The organism is Priestia sp. SB1 (assembly GCF_038898415.1).
The window spans coordinates 132,232-149,063 of the sequence record NZ_JBBJSS010000002.1; the positions used below are offsets into that span (position 1 = coordinate 132,232).

General features: G+C 33.3%; 20 protein-coding genes. 13 read left to right on the forward strand and 7 right to left on the reverse strand.

The features are described 5' to 3' along the window. Positions 1-64 precede the first annotated feature (64 nt). On the forward strand, positions 65-781 hold the full coding sequence (locus WKH56_RS05950; RefSeq protein WP_342835590.1) for a metallophosphoesterase family protein: 717 nt from the start codon (positions 65-67) through the stop codon (positions 779-781). A 60-nt stretch (positions 782-841) separates the two neighbouring features. Continuing rightward, the gene (locus WKH56_RS05955; RefSeq protein WP_342834861.1) at positions 842-1,126 is read left to right on the forward strand and encodes a hypothetical protein; all 285 of its coding nucleotides are present in this window, start codon (positions 842-844) and stop codon (positions 1,124-1,126) included. Between the two features lie 52 nt (positions 1,127-1,178). Here the strand turns inward: WKH56_RS05955 and sigI are convergent, their stop codons facing one another. Continuing rightward, positions 1,179-1,937 carry an RNA polymerase sigma-I factor gene (sigI, locus tag WKH56_RS05960; RefSeq protein ID WP_342834862.1) on the reverse strand — a complete coding sequence of 253 codons (759 nt, stop codon included), beginning with the start codon at positions 1,935-1,937 and terminating at the stop codon, positions 1,179-1,181. A gap of 223 nt (positions 1,938-2,160) precedes the next feature. Here sigI and WKH56_RS05965 point away from each other — a divergent pair, with 223 nt between their 5' ends. From WKH56_RS05965 to WKH56_RS06005, 9 genes are all read left to right on the forward strand, one after another. After that, positions 2,161-2,742, forward strand: a complete 582-nt coding sequence (locus WKH56_RS05965; protein WP_481861957.1) for a DedA family protein — start codon at positions 2,161-2,163, stop codon at positions 2,740-2,742. 201 nt (positions 2,743-2,943) lie between these two features. After that, entirely contained in the window at positions 2,944-3,312 is a 369-nt protein-coding gene (locus WKH56_RS05970) for a hypothetical protein (protein WP_342834864.1), read from the forward strand. 144 nt (positions 3,313-3,456) lie between these two features. Continuing rightward, complete coding sequence (locus WKH56_RS05975; protein ID WP_342834865.1) at positions 3,457-4,047, forward strand: hypothetical protein; 591 nt, start codon at positions 3,457-3,459, stop codon at positions 4,045-4,047. A 5-nt stretch (positions 4,048-4,052) separates the two neighbouring features. Further along, positions 4,053-4,748 (forward strand): hypothetical protein, encoded by a 696-nt coding sequence (locus WKH56_RS05980; protein ID WP_342834866.1) that lies wholly within the window; start codon positions 4,053-4,055, stop codon positions 4,746-4,748. 171 nt (positions 4,749-4,919) lie between these two features. Beyond that, the gene (locus WKH56_RS05985; protein WP_481861958.1) at positions 4,920-6,113 is read left to right on the forward strand and encodes an ammonium transporter; all 1,194 of its coding nucleotides are present in this window, start codon (positions 4,920-4,922) and stop codon (positions 6,111-6,113) included. 553 nt (positions 6,114-6,666) lie between these two features. Next, complete coding sequence (locus WKH56_RS05990) at positions 6,667-7,077, forward strand: hypothetical protein (protein ID WP_342834868.1); 411 nt, start codon at positions 6,667-6,669, stop codon at positions 7,075-7,077. Between the two features lie 42 nt (positions 7,078-7,119). Further along, a complete protein-coding gene (locus WKH56_RS05995; protein WP_342834869.1) occupies positions 7,120-7,512 on the forward strand; it encodes a hypothetical protein in 393 nt (130 codons plus the stop codon). Positions 7,513-7,568: 56 nt separating this feature from the next. Further along, entirely contained in the window at positions 7,569-7,772 is a 204-nt protein-coding gene (locus WKH56_RS06000; RefSeq protein WP_342834870.1) for a hypothetical protein, read from the forward strand. A gap of 33 nt (positions 7,773-7,805) precedes the next feature. After that, complete coding sequence (locus WKH56_RS06005; protein WP_342834871.1) at positions 7,806-8,372, forward strand: hypothetical protein; 567 nt, start codon at positions 7,806-7,808, stop codon at positions 8,370-8,372. A gap of 160 nt (positions 8,373-8,532) precedes the next feature. Here WKH56_RS06005 and nadE read toward each other — a convergent pair whose 3' ends face one another. The 5 genes from nadE to WKH56_RS06030 form a co-directional block, all read right to left on the reverse strand. Then, positions 8,533-9,372 carry an ammonia-dependent NAD(+) synthetase gene (gene nadE, locus WKH56_RS06010; protein WP_342834872.1) on the reverse strand — a complete coding sequence of 280 codons (840 nt, stop codon included), beginning with the start codon at positions 9,370-9,372 and terminating at the stop codon, positions 8,533-8,535. A 46-nt stretch (positions 9,373-9,418) separates the two neighbouring features. After that, entirely contained in the window at positions 9,419-10,039 is a 621-nt protein-coding gene (gene nadD, locus WKH56_RS06015; protein WP_316910697.1) for a nicotinate (nicotinamide) nucleotide adenylyltransferase, read from the reverse strand. Positions 10,040-10,087: 48 nt separating this feature from the next. After that, the gene (locus WKH56_RS06020; protein ID WP_342834873.1) at positions 10,088-11,566 is read right to left on the reverse strand and encodes a nicotinate phosphoribosyltransferase; all 1,479 of its coding nucleotides are present in this window, start codon (positions 11,564-11,566) and stop codon (positions 10,088-10,090) included. Between the two features lie 105 nt (positions 11,567-11,671). Beyond that, a complete protein-coding gene (locus tag WKH56_RS06025; protein ID WP_342834874.1) occupies positions 11,672-12,220 on the reverse strand; it encodes a cysteine hydrolase family protein in 549 nt (182 codons plus the stop codon). 78 nt (positions 12,221-12,298) lie between these two features. Next, positions 12,299-13,075, reverse strand: coding sequence for an NUDIX domain-containing protein (locus WKH56_RS06030; RefSeq protein ID WP_342834875.1), 777 nt, complete (start codon positions 13,073-13,075; stop codon positions 12,299-12,301). A gap of 284 nt (positions 13,076-13,359) precedes the next feature. Between WKH56_RS06030 and WKH56_RS06035 the strand changes: the two genes are divergently transcribed. After that, positions 13,360-14,244 (forward strand): GT-D fold domain-containing protein, encoded by an 885-nt coding sequence (locus WKH56_RS06035; protein ID WP_342834876.1) that lies wholly within the window; start codon positions 13,360-13,362, stop codon positions 14,242-14,244. Positions 14,245-14,329: 85 nt separating this feature from the next. Then, complete coding sequence (locus WKH56_RS06040) at positions 14,330-14,911, forward strand: hypothetical protein (RefSeq protein WP_342834877.1); 582 nt, start codon at positions 14,330-14,332, stop codon at positions 14,909-14,911. Between the two features lie 476 nt (positions 14,912-15,387). Here WKH56_RS06040 and WKH56_RS06045 read toward each other — a convergent pair whose 3' ends face one another. Further along, complete coding sequence (locus WKH56_RS06045) at positions 15,388-16,587, reverse strand: replication initiation protein (RefSeq protein WP_316910692.1); 1,200 nt, start codon at positions 16,585-16,587, stop codon at positions 15,388-15,390. Positions 16,588-16,832 lie beyond the last annotated feature (245 nt).

Genomic DNA, 16,832 nt, shown 5'->3' on the forward strand with positions numbered 1-16,832 from the left:
TATATTTAATATCTTAGAATGTATTTTAATCGAAAAAGAAAGAAGAGTGAAAAACTTGTATTTTGTGTTAAGTGATTCTCACGGGTGTTATCAGGAGTTAAAAGAAATTCTTACGTATTGGAACCCACAGGAACAGACACTTGTGCTATTAGGGGATATTGTTGATAGAGGGCCATCTAGTTTAGAGTGTTTGCGTTTAATAATTCAATTACAGGAAAAGGAAAATGTGATAACAGTGGGTGGGAACCACGAGCAATTATTGTGTGAATGGTTAGAAATGAAAGGTAATGAGTCATTCTACTATTTAGAAGTTTTTAATAAAACAATACAGTCCTTCTTTCCTGATGTATCTAATGTCTTACAGAAGTACACGAAACAAAGAATAGCGAATGTTTTAAGGACAATGTATCAAGCGGAGCTGTCTTTTATAAAAAATATGCTTACTTATTATGAAACAGATCAGCTCTTATTTGTTCACGGTGGCTGCAACCTAGAGCCCAATTGGAAAGTTGACGCTGAAAGAGACTGTAAATGGATTCGTCAACCTTTTATAAGTGGCGAAAACAAAACAGGGAAAACAATTATATTTGGTCATACTCCCACAGAAAATATGCACGATACACAGTCTAATGATATATGGATTTCGCCGTGCAAAACAAAAATAGGGATAGACGGTAGTTGTGTTTACGGTGGGCAACTTAATGCAATTGTAATTAGCGATAGCGGAAAATTAATAGATACTTTTTCCGTTAAGAAAAAAGGATTAATTTCTAATATATAGTATATAAATCGTTATAATGTGTAGGAAATTCAAACATTATATGGAGAGAGGGAAATAGATATGGCTATTGAAGAAAGAGATGTATTACACGCCAAAACTAAAAGTAATCAGTTTGTAAAAATTCTTGGTGAAGTAAAACAAAAGTATGAGGATACATTACACGTTCTCATCGGGAAGAAAGTCATCCTTATCCCCAAAAGTGAGAGCAGACAAGGAAGGAATGCCAAGGTAGGAGAGCCGATTTACGTAGAAGGGAAAGTCACACAGCAGTATGAGGATACAGTGCACGTGAAAATTAAAGAAAAAGTTATGCTATTTCCTAAAAGTATAGTAGATGTCATTTAAAGCTTCCGTACATAACAAAAGTGAGGTTGTATTTGTATACTCCTCACTTTTTTCACTCCTCTAACCGCAAATAATCCTTTAAGAACACAAAGTTATTATCTAAAATAATCGCTAAAGAAATAATATATTTGCGGTTGCGCTCCACTGTTTTGCGCGTAACAGGTAAATCCTCTAATTTTAATAAATCTTTCATAGGAATTTTCTTTGTATCGTAAAAAATATCCCTTAAATCTTTATTTTGAATTAACAGTTCAGCTACTTTAATTGCATTAATTCTAGCATCAATATGTTTAGGAGCTTGATTCATAAGCTCTTTCATTGTTAAATTAAACTCCGCTAATTTATCTTGAAACTTTAAGATTTCATCCTGCCTATTGTTGTTAGTTAACTCTTCTTGATATGCCGAAATATCAACGCTATCTCTAGCGTTAGAATTACCTTCTTCGTCGTTATCCATTTGTAGAGTAGAATGATTAAATAAATCAGTGCTTGAAGATTCTTTACGTATGTAATCTACAACTCTATTTTTAATAACTGTTTCTGAAAAAGCAATAACAGATTTTCCCTTACCAGGAGCAAATTTATCTAAGGATTCGTTAAATGCAATTAAACCAATACTAAATTCATCATCAGATTCAGTAATATAACGCTGACAAACAGAGGAAACAGCGCTGGCAACAAAAGGTGTATAGTCTTTTATTACTTGATTACGAAGATCCATATCTCCGCTTTGTATTTTATCTATAGACTCGTCTAAAGATATATCTTTTCTTTTATTGCTTTTGCTAAATCTAGAAAAGATATTAGCCATCTGTTTTCACCTCGTGATGTTGTTTTAATAAAAAAGTATTGGACAAAATATTATGATACCACAATTTCTAAAATGAACAAGAGATTTTTAGGCTAAGTTTTCCCTTAACAAAAGGGTTTCTAACAGATTTTTGAAAATGAATAAGACATATTTTCCAAAATAAAAATTACATATAAAAGAGATGGGAGAAGGTAGGGAATTGAATGAAGTTATCTTAGAATCAATGAATTTTTTAAAACAATTGTCTTATTTTGGTATAGTGCTGGCTTTGTGTTTTGAGTTCGTTCCTGCAGAATTAGTTTTACCTCTTGCTGGATATTGGATATACAATGGAGATTTTAATATTCATTTAATGGCCTTAGCAGGTACAGTGGGAGGAACTATCGGACCTATGACTTTATATACTTTGGGTAAATACGGTGGAAGGCCGATGGTAGAGAAGTACGGAAAATTCTTTTTAGTCAACAAAAAACAAATAGATGCTTCGGATCGTTTCTTTAATAAATATGGCGCGAGTGTTGCATTTGTTGCTAGATTCTTACCGCTTGTAAGGACTGCTATTTCTATACCTTGTGGAATAACAAAAATGAACTTTGTAAAGTTTAGTATCTACACTTTTTTAGCAATGTATCCTATAACTTATCTTTATCTTTATGTAGGATATAAATTAGGTCCGCATTGGAACCAAGCGGGTGAATTATTAAATCAATACATCAAGCCAATTGGAGTTACAGTGTTAGTGTTAATTGTAGGGTTTATAGCTATTCGTGTTGTGAAAAATAAAAGAAACACAGAATTGTCCTAAAAGCAGAAGTTTAAAGCTCTACGCTGCAAACTTCTGCTTTTGCTTTTTTTATATCGTTTTAACATTGGAATTTTCCCGTATATTTTTTTTACACTCAAAAACATAAATGGTATACACTTATACATATATTTGAATTTCAGAAAAAACCATATAACAAATGACGGTAGCTGGTAGTAGAAATGGAACGGGTGGGAAGTAACGTTGAAAAACTTATCTAATCATTTAAAGGAGAAAATCCAAGAACATTTGAAAGCACTACAACTAGAAGAAATTGAATGGTTGGATGAGCAAGCGGTTGTTGAGAGTTGGAAAGAGCAAAAAGTAATAGCGTATGGGGGCACATTTCTTTTAATAGCCCTAAACACAGGGGTAGTTCTTGAGTTTTCTTATATGTCTTCGCAAGGAACTCAATATTGCAACTGTAAAAATACTGACGAGGGTTATAATGCTTTTTATAATTGCTGTGGCGAAAGATGTGATTGGGAAGTGCCGATGGTAATTAAAAACGTTCAAAATAAAGAATTAGAAGAAGTATTTGTTTTTACAGGGAAACAAAAAGAACTATGGTAGTAGCCTTTAACAAAAAAGAGACGAAGCATACGCTTGGTCTTTTTGTTATTATGGTTTGTTTTAAAGGTGAGTTGGTTCAAAGAGAATATAATAAAACAGGAGAATAATTTTAGGTGGTTAAGCAGGGAGGAAGGATGTTAGCTAATGGAATATTTGAGAATCCAAGATAAAATAATTGCTAAATTGGGGAAAGAAATGCCTGAAATTAACTTTAGGAATATCAAGACGATTCCAGTTATTAATTTTGATTCGTTCTTAAATAAGAGTAAAAGAGAGTTTATTGATTGGTATACAAACAAGATTGCTTTTATTAATTTTAACGTAAACCTAACAGTGTTGAACGATAAAGAATTACTGTTATTTGAAGAGGTATGCGAAAGTCTTGGTTATGGCTTTGTATTACAATACAACACATTAAAAGGATTCTCTGTGCACACATATAGTAAGATTCAAGAACCTTCAGTCTCTGTACTAGAAAAAGCGGTAGAAGCTCTTCAATATTTTGGTTCGGCTATAGGTGATTCACAAAAAGTTCAGTGGATTTTTGGATCTCATAAGCAGCGGGCTCAAACTCTGTTCTTCATTCAAAGGTTTGTGTACGAGGACGTAATGAAGGTAAAAGAGGAAATAGTGAGTGCTCTAAACAAAGCAAAGGTAGAAACAGACACTGCGGTTTATGAAGCTTTTAAGACGGTATTGAGTGCTGTTTATGAACAGGAAATTAAGAAAAGATAAGTAAGTTGAATTTTGGAAAAGCTTTTGCGTCTTTAAGGGACGGAAAGGGTGATAGTATTTTGGAAATTGATTGTAACGAAATTAAAATGCGGATTTTAACCAGGTTTGCTCTGGAGTTTCCATTTCTAAAAATAACAGGGTTGCTCAATTTTGATGTTAGTAGGTATATTTGTTCTCGCCATTTAACATTAGATAATAATATTACAGTGGAGAAGATAGAATTTGCGCTTAGAAAAACATTTAAAATCATTGGGATGAAGGTCGATATATCTAAGTTTCCTTTAATTAATAATGCAATGGTAGAAGAAATTAAGGGGTTATTGTATACACCGACACTGATCTTTAATTTAGATGCAGGACTCAACTTTAGTATACAAAGTAGTAATTTGAATACGTTGAAAAGAATAGAGATGATTAAACGCATTCAAAGAATTCAATTATATGGCTCAGAAGGTGATAAAAAACATAATCTACCTATCGATGTCCTATTTGGCGATGAAGAATACATAAGAGGTAAACTAGCGGAACTAAGAAGTAGTGCCACAGTGCAGAAAGCATTGAAGAAATTTATAGATAGTATAAATTACGATTGTATAAAACAAACGTCTGAAAAGATGAAAAAGCACCTTAGAAAATACATACGAGAGGAAACTAGAATTTATTTTATAGAATACGATAAGAGGGATAACGTTGGAGGCTAAATGAATGCCTTCTTTTTTTATTTACCAAAACAATATGTTAGATAAACTCACACAAAATATAAAATAGTTAAAAAAACAGAAAGGGAAACGAACGATAATTGGAAAATATGTTATAAAACTTTACATAATATTAGGGGGAGATAAAGTTTGTTCAGTATCAATAGCGTATTTATGTTCTTCTGTACATTACTTGTCTTGCTTATGACACCTGCTCTAGCTTTATTTTATGGGGGACTAGTAAGAAGTAAAAATGTACTGAGTACTACAATGCATAGTTACACAAGCATAGCAGTGGTCTCTATTCAATGGGTGTTAGTAGGATATACATTAGCTTTCGGAACAAGTTTCCACGGCATAATTGGAGGGTTAGAATTCTTAGGGTTGCACAACGTAGGTTTTAAAGCCAACGTAGATTATTCTTCTACAATTCCACAGAGTTTGTTTATGATGTTTCAAATGATGTTTGCAATTTTAACTCCTGCAGTAATGGCTGGCGCTTTTGCAGAACGTATGAAGTTTGGACCTTTTCTAGTATTTATCCTGTTATGGACTACTATGGTTTATGATCCTCTAGCCCATTGGGTATGGGGTGTGGGTGGTTGGTTAAGAGAATTAGGAGCCTTAGACTTCGCTGGCGGTACAGTTGTACATATTGCTTCAGGAGTTTCAGGGCTAGTTGTCTCTTTAGTCCTTGGTAAAAGGCTGCAATCAAAAGAGAACACACCTCATCATATCCCTTTAACCATATTAGGAGCGGGACTACTATGGTTTGGTTGGTTTGGCTTTAACGTAGGTAGTACACTTACGTTAAATGGTGTAGCAATGAATGCATTTATCACTACTATGGTGGCTGCAACAGCATCGAGCTTATCTTGGATGTTATATGATTGGGGAAAGAATAAAAAACCTACTGTTTTAGGTGTGGCCACGGGCATAATAGCTGGTCTTGTAGCTATTACTCCTGCTTGTGGTTTTGTATCAGTACTATCTGCAATTGTTATTGGATTAACGTCAGGTGTTATATGCAATTTTTCTGTTTCTAAAATGAAAGAAAAATTAAAGTATGATGATACTTTAGATGCTTTTGGTCTTCACGGATTCGGGGGCATTTGGGGAGCATTAGCAACAGGGTTATTTGCTTCAAAAAATGTTAACGAAGCAGGTGCAAACGGATTATTCTTTGGCGGTGGAATTGACTTACTGCTAAAACAATCAATAGCTGTTTTTGGGACTATTCTTTTCTGTGGTCTCGCAACATTTGTTATAGCAAAGATAGTAAACAGAATAACTCCAATGAGAGTGTGTGGTGAAACAGAAGAAGTAGGGCTCGATTTAGTACTACACGGAGAAAAAGCATACAATTAAAAAAGATGAGTATTGACTCATCTTTTTTTGTTGCGTAGTTCGAATGATTGCTTTGTGTGAAAAAATATAACAAATAGATAGTATAAAAAGCGTATTTTTATGGGGTGAATGTTAATTATAAAGCGAATTTCACATTTTTATATTACATAATGTTAATATTTATTACGTAATTGTTAAATTTTTCGTTTGGAAGAAATGTAATATATCTGTATAATGCTATGATAGGCGTAAGCTATATATATAAAACGAATACTGAATGTTATATAAATATACTGAATATTATCTTATGTATACACCTCTCTTATTTACATTTAATTAGAGAAAAGGCGTTATATATAGGGTGTTTGTATAAATGTCTGAGAAAATAAATAGAAAAGCAAAGTAAACTAGCTTATTTTTTTATGTTATTATAATTCTAATGTAAGTAAATCATATGGAAATTATTAATTGAAACTACAAAAACTTATTAAGTAAACACCTAAATCTAAGTATTCCTATAGTTTAAAGGTAGTTGACTTAATTTTCTCTTACTAATAGAAAATGGTGATATTTAATGGAAAAATGCATAGAAGAAAGCGGAGCGGCAAGGAAAAAGCAGTCCGATTACCATAGGAAAAATTATGACTATAAGAAAGTAGACAAGGAAGAATTGGCGACATTGTTATACAATTTAGAAAGTCTATTTACGTTTATAAAAAAACAGAGTAGATTATTCGCTCATATAATTGCTTATTTTTTAGTGGTATGTGGTCTAACTTTGACAGCATACTTTTTTGTTGATGAGTTAGGGGCACTCCCTACTGGAATTCTTATAGTTATTAACGTTTTTATGGTCTTTTACGGTATATGGTTGCTGTTTTTAGGAATAAAGCAATGCTTTAAAAACGACAAGTATTTAAGGGTGCTAATGGCACATATACAGGACGTGAAAAGAGTAATGCAAAACAAGGATGAGCCGAATTAAGATTATGTCATTGTGAGATTAGGGGTTTGGGGAGAGAATCAAATGAAAGAATTGTTAGAAGAAGCAGAGAAGGTGGATTTTGAGTCTATTGACAAAGAATCTCTTGTTGCGATGTTGTATTACTCAGAGGAGTTCTATAGTTCTGGCAAAGAGTTTCTAAAGGTGTTTACTCACGTATTAACCTACTTTTTCACTACGCTACTTTTCGCTATATTTTGTTGTTTTCACGCGCAATATATTGAGCAAGTTCCTCTAATAATTGCAATTAGTATGAAAGTTGGTATTGTTTTTTATGCCTTATATCTCGTCAGAAAAAGTATAAAGATGTATCGGGAGCACGAAGTATATTTAAGGGTTTTGTTGCAGTATATTGTTAAAACAAAAACAGCCTTAAGTAAGAAAGATAAAAAGGGTGAAGGTTCTCTGTCAAAGTAATTATAGGGAGCCTTTTTGTTGTGGTTTTAAAACTTTTTTTCAGAAGGGAAATACTTATGATTAATGTGTTTTTGTTAGTTATTAATCACGAAGAGAAAATACTTTTCTACAGTGAGGGAGAGTTTGCTGATCAACATTACGATGAAGGTAGAAAGGGAGAAAAATACGAATTTTACTCCAAAGACTTTTTAATGGAGTTTTTAAAAGAACAACAAAACGAATATGGCAAATATAAAAAAGTAGAAGTAACATCATATTAAGCACAGTAAAGAAATAAGAGGGCGGAGAAGGTATTGGAGAAAGAATTAAATCGAACTTTAAAGCAAATAGAAGAAGAACTTTACAAGTATCAAGATTACAAATTGTTATTTCCGAACTTTAGTAATTGTGTTTTAAGCTGGATACAGGTTAATGCACCTCATTTTAAAAAAAGAAACCCTGGGCTGGCTATAAAGCTTGCTCTTAAGAGGATAGAACATCCATTAAATCTTACTCGTACTAACCGTTTAACAAATATAATGGGCAAGGATTTTCCGGATAAGCTTCAGTACTGGTCGAAATTAGGAGTTACCTTAAATGCAACTTACACATTTAATACAGATTGTATTTGTGAGATGAAACACTATTCTTTTAACGACAGGCTGGGATTTGCTCAGTGGAAAAAACATATAAAAGATGATGACCTGCAATTACGATTAACTTTTGGAGAGCCGCTCATTGATGTATTTAAAGAGTGGAGAGAAAGAAGAGTAAAGGATATAGAAGATAGGTACAATGAGGAACTAGCAGAGTTTGCTAAATCGCTTCAAAATGAACTAGACAGGAACTTAATAAAAGTTTTAAATGAAATTACCGCTTGATTTTTCTTTTTTCTCCCAAAGTTGTATTTACTTATAGAGAGTATGTTTTATATTTAGTGAATCTAAATTGCAGCACCCGTAACACGGTAAGACAGTGAGGTAACATAGCAAGCTAAATTATAAAACAAAAAGACATCACAACAATGCGATGTCTTTTTTCTTACTTCCACCAGGAATCGTGCATAGAAGCTGGTAGTTGGCGTTTATGCTCAGTTAGTTTGTATCTTGTTATGATCTTCTCAGCTGCTTCTGGAGGTACGTCTTTTCCTTCTAAGAAGTCGTCTAGCACATTATAAGTAATGCCTAACTCTGTCTCATCTGTTTGCTGTGGCTTGTTATCTAATAAATCCGCTGTTGGTTCTTTCAAATACAGTTGGGACGGTGCACCTAACTCTTTTAACAAACTGCGCCCTTGGCGTTTAGAAAGGCCGCTAAGAGGTAAAACATCTGCTCCTCCATCTCCATACTTAGTAAAGAAACCTGTGACTGCTTCTGCAGCGTGATCAGTACCGATAACAAGTAGGTTATTCATTCCTCCGATAGCGTATTGAACCATCATTCTTGTTCTAGCTTTTACGTTACCTTTGTGAAAATCGCTTAACGTTCCCGAAATGTCTACGTTGTAATTCATAGCAAAGGTATCTACAGTTTTAGAAACATTAAATGTTTCTGATTGGTCAGGCTTAATAAATTGAAGTGCTAACTGAGCGTCATCTTCATCTGCTTGTGTTTGGTAAGGCAAGCGAACTGTTACAAATTTGGCGTTGTGTCCTTCTTGACGTAGTTCTTCAACTGCTAGTTGTGCTAATTTACCGGCTAATGTAGAGTCTTGACCACCGCTAATTCCAAGTACAAAACCTTCTGCTTTAGATAAAATTAAATATTCTTTTAAGAAGTTAATTCTATTGCGGATTTCTACTGCGGGATAAATTGTCGCTTTTACATTTAAATCCTTAATAATTTGTTGCTGTTGATTTTTTAATTGTTGAGTTAAAGTCATTTTAGTTCCTCCTAAAAATTAATTGAAATAGTTTTATTAAATGTTGTTACTTGCTTTTTTTATATAAAGAATTCTTTTTACAGTATTCATAGCAAGCTTCAGGTAATAGGTATCTAGGTTCACCGCCACGGCTGAATTCTTCTCGAATGTACGTAGAGCTTATTTCCATAGCTAATCCCTTGCTCATAAGGCGAAATCTACCGTCATCGTTATTACGGAGGATAGGAGACTTAGCGATTACTTCAGTCATATCAATATTGTTTCTGGCCATAATGATAAACTTGTTTTCTTTTACAAGTTCCTCTGAATGATTCCATTTTTCATTGCCAATATCGACTAGTAAATCGGCTCCCATAATAAAATAAACATCATCACCTTTAAATTTTTCTTTGAAATATTGCATTGTTTGATAGGTATTAATTTTCCAAGCTTCCTCTTTCATTTCATAATCATCTGCTATGAAGTTTTCATTCCCCTCGATTGCTAGGTTAATCATATTCCAGCGATGAATATCCTCAGTATTCATCTTTTTATCTCGTCTTTTATTAGAGCAAGGTAAGAAGATTACCTTATCTAATTTGCAGCGATGTGCCACTGTGCTTGCCGTCCATAAGTGAACATTTGTAATTGGGTCAAATGAAGAGCCATAGATGCCGATTTTAGCCATTTTTAATTCCTCCTAGGTAATTGCATTGAAATTTATATTAAAGTGAAATTAGCGGACGCTACGCTTCTTAATCTCTTTGTTTACTTTTTCTTGTACATATGCGATGTGTTTCATCTTGTTATCCCAACATTGTTGACTTAAATCTACTGGGTACTCTTCTGGCATTTTAGTACGTTTGTATTCATCCCATAGTAGAGTAAGGTTGCTTTCAGCAAAATCTTGAATACTTTGAAGAGTAGGAGAGGTATACACCAATTCACCTTCGTTAAAGATTGTTGTGTGTAGTTCTCTTGCCTCAAAATTCGAAACAAATTTGCTGATAAACGTGTGAACAGGATGGAACATCTTTAAGTGATCTTCCTCTTGTGGCTGCTCGTGCTCTAGGGTAATATAATCTCCCTCTGACTTATTATTAGAATGGTTAATGATGCGGTAGACACGCTTTAAACCTGGTGTAGATACTTTCTCTGGGTTGCCGCTAATCTTAATGGTATCAACCATATTTCCATCTTCATCTTCGATTGAAACTAGTTTATAAACTGCTCCTAACGCAGGTTGATCGTATGCTGTAATTAACTTAGTGCCAATTCCCCAAATATCAATTTTTGCTCCTTGAGCTTTTAGGTTAACAATTGTTTCTTCATCTAAATCATTTGAAGCAATAATTTTTGTATCTTTAAAATCAGCTTGATCTAGCATTTTGCGAGCTTCTTTAGATAAGTAAGCTAAGTCTCCGCTATCTAAACGAATGCCTTTAAAATTAATTTTGTCACCTAACTCCTTGGCTACCTTAATAGCATTCGGTACACCAGATTTTAACGTGTCGTATGTGTCTACTAGGAATACACATTCTTTGTGACGATTTGCGTATTTATGAAAAGCAATGTATTCATCGCGATACGCCTGAATCATAGCGTGAGCGTGTGTACCTGCAACGGGGATGCCAAACATCTTTCCTGCTCTCACATTTGATGTAGCGGAGAATCCACCAATATAAGCGGCTCTTGTTCCCCATACTGCAGCATCCATTTCTTGAGCACGTCTAGTACCAAACTCCATTGCAACTTGTTCACCGATGACTTGTTTAATGCGACTTGCTTTAGTAGCAATAAGAGTTTGATAGTTCACAATGTTTAAGATAGCTGTTTCTACCAATTGAGCTTCAATTAGTGGTGCTTCAATGCGAAGGATAGGCTCGCTAGCAAAGACTAATTCTCCTTCTCTCATAGAGCGTACTGTGCCGGTAAATTGAAGAGTTGAAAGGTAGTCTAAATAATCCTCTTTGTAACCTAATTCTTCTCGTAGGTAGTTAATATCACTTTGACTAAAACGAAAGTCATTTAAATACTGAATAACTCTTTCTAGACCAGCGAATACTGCGTATCCATTTCCAAATGGTAACTTACGGAAGAATACCTCAAATACCGCTTTTTTATTATGGATGTTGTCGTCCCAGTAAGTTTCGCCCATATTGATTTGATAAAGATCCGTGTGAAGAGTTAAGCTGTCATCTGTATAGTTGTTCATTTTGATTACCTCCAAATATAAAATGTATGAGTTTTGAATTTGATAATTTATGTTGCATTCGTATTCTGTTGGTTTTTATCGACTTCATCTTAAGAAGGGAAGGGGTTATACAATTTCTGCGCCCAGAGCGGTTTTAAAATGTTGTATTGCCCACTCGTGGCCAACTTGATTAAAACTTGCTACTGCCTTTTCGTGTACAACAGGTTTGTAATTTAGCGCAAACGAGTCCACAAGTGTATGCAGGCAACAGATGTCCGTGCATACACCCACGATGTGTAATTCTGTAATCCCACGCTCACGCAATTTAAAATCTAAATCAGTGCCAGCGAAAGCAGAATATCGAGTCTTATCAATCCAGTAGACATTAGGATTAAGTTTGTTTGTGTCATAAACCTCTTTAAGACTTCCGTAAAGCTCTCTACCTTTTGTATTAGCAATGTTGTGAGGAGGGAATAGTTTTGCTTCTGGATGATGCTGTTCGCCTTTGTGATGTAAATCAATTGCAAATACTACATAGTCGTTATTATTTATAAATTCCTGTGTAACTCGAGTAATTTCTTGTTCAATATCTTGCCCAGGTTTTCCGCAAGTAAGAGCGCCATTACTTGCTACAAAGTCGTTTGTGTAATCTATATTTATTAATGCTTTTTTCATTTAAAATTCCTCCTATCAAGATTCGCATTTACATTTAACTATTAACATATTGTTAATTATTATAATTAAAAAAATAAGTTAATATCTCGCTGTGTAAATAGGTTTTACTACATCTGCATCAATGAAACGATATAACTGAGCCGGAGTTTTTGAAGTTCTTTGTGTCTTTTCTCCAATAACAGGTTCAAGAAAGGGGAGAGATTTAATTTTTCTAGCAAATGATTGGTCACTAGCTATTGCCGAATCGCTTGTTACCGTTAATAAGACCGCTTGTAACTCTGAATAAGTAAAGTGTTTTGGTAAAAAGTTTCCCGCTATATCTGTCTGTAATAAATCTCTTTTAATGTTTTCGATTGCTTCTGTGATTATCTCATAGTGATCAAAAGCTAAGTCTAAATTAAGCGCTTCTTCTAACGAGAAAAGATCTACTTCGGCTGCATCGTCGTTAGCTGCTCTCTTAGATAATGAATACTCTGGAACAATTGCATAATGAGCATTTGTAATAACCCAACCACGTTCATCTCGTCCAGGCTTATCATAAACACCGAAGTGTTTAATGTGAATTCCGTTTACACCTGTTTCTTCCTCTAGCTCACGTTTAGCGGCTTCAAATGCTGTCTCACTCGGGTGAACAAATCCACCAGGTAAAGCCCATTTGCCAGCTTCTATATTTATTTCGCCTTCGGCATTTAAATCTGCTCGTTTAATAAGCATTAATTTTAAGCTCATAAGAGGTGGTTTATATTCTTCGTTTTTTTCAGAAACAATAGTGAAAACAGCAATATCAGAAGTGTATCCGTATGGTCGAGGATATTTATCTGCATTGTTGTGGTTTGATTCTTGTTGAATTGACATTGAGTTTCCCCCTTACATATATATTTAATTTTTTGTTTTTTTATCCTTTTATTATTTAACAAAATGTTAATTGTTAAATGTAGTATATGCTTTTTCTTTAAATTTGTCTAGAGATAAAACCCAATTTCTAAAAAAAAAATTAAAAGAGCGCCTCAGTGAAATACGGAAGAGAGGAATTAACAGCGCTTAAAGGATAAAACATTCAGCAGTTCTATTTAAGTTAAGTTTAAATTGACATTATGAAAATTATTAGCTAGAAAGGCAATATATTGGAGGTGTGTTAAATGGGTAATAGAGACAGATATAGTTTCACTGATAAAGAATGGGATGAGATATATAAAATTGGTTATATGGATCAACAAGACATAAAAAGTATAGCAGCTGAGGGTATTTATAGAGGAGGAGAAGAATTAATAGCTAAAAGGCTCCAAGCTAATCAATACCTCCCTCACAATATTGAGAAGGTTATTGAAGCAGGGATTAAGGCATTAGAAAAAAATATAATTTCACTAAAAGATGCTAAGGAAATACAAGCTCAAATAAAAGATGCTCTTGAAGAAAAAAAGGGATATTCATTAATAAGACTTGGAGATGGTGAACTACTAGCGCTAGCTCACGATATCTTACTGGATAGTGAAGAAATAGCAAGAAATCCCCGTTTGAAATTTCTTTCATATGCAGGGATAGATATTCCTAATCATAAATATAGAGACCAGTTAACAAGAAACCTTCTTCAAGCTTCTGCCATAGGAATACCCACAGCAAGATTCCCCGCTTATCAACGTTTATTTAATCAGTTGGCTACTTTTTATAAACTCCCACTAAAGGATTTAAATTTAACTCACTCTGTTATTAACTATCACCTAAACAAATCCACAACTTTGTATCACGATTTATTGAAGAGTAAAAAAATTTTACTAATTGGCAATAGGATGGAAGAGGGGAAAAGGTATTTTGAGAAAAAGGGGTATGACAGCATTGTAGCTTCTATACCCGTTAATGGGTTTAATTCTATTAACAATGTAGTTGAACAAACAAAATTATATGATTATGACGTAGCATTTGTATCTGCAGGTATTCCAGCAAATATAATATGTGTTGAATTAGCAAAGATGGATAAGGTTGCATTAGATTTTGGGCATATGATAGACGGTCTTCTTTCTAACTGATCCGCTAAACAAAAAAGTATTTTTTCTACGAAACAAACAATTACAGCATATAATCTATGAAATATGAGACAAAAGGAGAATTAATATGGTTTCTAAAATTGATGATATGAAGAGAATTATAAAAAAGGTTGAGAACGAGGTAGAAATTATAACAGCGTCAGAATGGGAAAAGGACTTTGAGGAGTTTGTAACACATTCTTTAGATGGCGAAGTGAAGGTTGATGACCTTATGGACTATATTAAAACTATTGAATTTGATATTAGTTGGAATTATGAAAGCTTATTTAGGGAAATTAAGATTGATTTTGCTGACGTTTACGGAACCATTGATTTTAAATATAGTGTAAACACTGGCATTACATACTTTTCTCAAGCTGAGGCTGATGTGCTTATTGATTATAATGATATAGAGGCGGTATTTAAAGCGATAGAAAAGCTACTACCCGAAGAGTATTATTCGCTGGAAATGCAATGGACTTTTTGGAGAGAAGAAGATAGGAAAAGCTTTGTTGAAGGAAGGCTGCTATATGCCTCTCAATTACAGGTCAATAAATTAATTGAAGGCATAGCGGATTCAGTAGTTTATAAAGAGGAAGAAACTAAGTTAAAAGAGAGTATTCTCTCAATAGCAAAAGAGCAATTAAACATTGCAAAAATTAATATATAAGAACTTTAAAGAGATAGAAGTAAGACTTTTATCTCTTTTTTCATTTTCCTAAAAATGTTTGTGGAAATCACAAATAGATTAGCTTATTATTATAAAAGTGTGCAAAAAAATATATACAAAAAAACATAAAAGAGAATTTTGAAAAATATGAATATTTTAATGCCCTTGGGGTAAATAACTATGACAAAAGTGTAAACATTTTACATCAATGAAAAATTAAAGATTTATGGTTGGCTTCCATTAGAATATTGCAAAACGAATTAAAATTAGCCGGACGAAGGGAAGAGGGATATGGTACCACGTATTGTTCTTGCTGCTTTTTTTGCAGTTATAGTTTCTAGCTTACTTATTATGTCTATTATCAAACCTTATCAATGGTAATAAAAAACTGGTAGCTTTGCTGCCGGTTTTTTTATTTCAAAAAAAACACTCATAAAGAGTGTTTTTATATTTAAAAGATAAATTGAATTCCTTCTTTATTTTCGCGTGTTACTAATAAGAGAGCTTTCTCTATTTTTGTTTATTTTGAATAAAATTTCTTCTTTTCTATCTTCCCATAGAGAAGTTGCTTCCTCTAAGGACATTATTTTCACAAATTTTTCTACTGCATCAAACCTTAAGAGGAATTCAGTAATAGGGTCCGCTTTTTTAGTTACACCTTTAGGAGTGTATTCACTAATAAGCTCCTGAATTAACTGCTCTCTAGGTTCTAACTGAACAGTTGCTTCAGCTTCCTTAACTTGTTCGGACAGAATTTTTGTAACATAAGGCATAAAATGTTTAATATTCTTGCGCGTTCCGACTAACTTGATTGCAGATATAATATTCTCCTTTTCGTATTTTAATAACCAGTCATTTAGAATATTTTCAGGAGCATTAAAACCGGAGTGGACACAAGCATTATGTAATTCAATTATATCTGGATTTTCAACAATCTTATCCAGTCGCTCTTTTATATTTTCTGTTTCAATTGCTTTAAGCAAAAGATTTGATTTGATTTTAAATTTCACTTTTACAACTGGTCTACCCTGTCTAATTGGAATATAGGTAAAAGAGATGTCTGTTTTTTCTTCTAGTTCTTTTTGAGCACGATCTAATACTTTTTGTTTAAAGTTAATCCAGGAAGAATATTTATTTTCAATACCTAACTTCTCCCTTAACTCTACTAAAGTAAATGTTCTCTCTGTTAATCCTTCATAGGATTTTAATAGTTCAAACATACGAATACTGTGGCTACTCTTTAAGTGGATAACATTTTCTAACTTATATTTTGTAAACTTTTCACTTAAAGCGAGAAAATACGGTTTTAAATCTGGATCAAACCTAACTGTTACAGTTCCTTCGCTTTTATTATAAGTGGCCTTAGATAACCAGTTAATTCTAGTGGGATGACCTTTTTCGTTTAGAATTATAAAAGGTTTGCTCATTAGCCTTTGAGTAATCTCGTCAATATCCTTATATATACTTTTTGCTTTTGAATTAATTAATTTCTTAAATTCATTTATTGAAAAGGTATATGTTTGAAAGTCCTTATCTGTAGGACGAATATTTGATGCAATACACAATAAGACTTTTTGTTCAGTTACTCCTAGTTTATAAGCTGCTTCAACAAAACTATTTGCTTTTGTGACTAAGTTATTTCCGCTGAAAATTAATGTCTTCTTGTCATTCGACATTTTAATACCTCATTTCTTTCGATTTGAAGTATTTTACAATATATTTTCGCGAAAAAATGAAAAATATTTAAATAAGGGGTGGGTTATTCTATATTAAAAACCCTATTTTTGTACTGCTTAAATAAGAGGAATTTAATTTCAATTGAGAATATTTGAAGTTGATTGTGTGGAGAAGAAGCAAGCGGAAGTATACTTTGGTTATAATTTGCCTAATCTTTTGCTTAAAATAATAATATAACCTACCT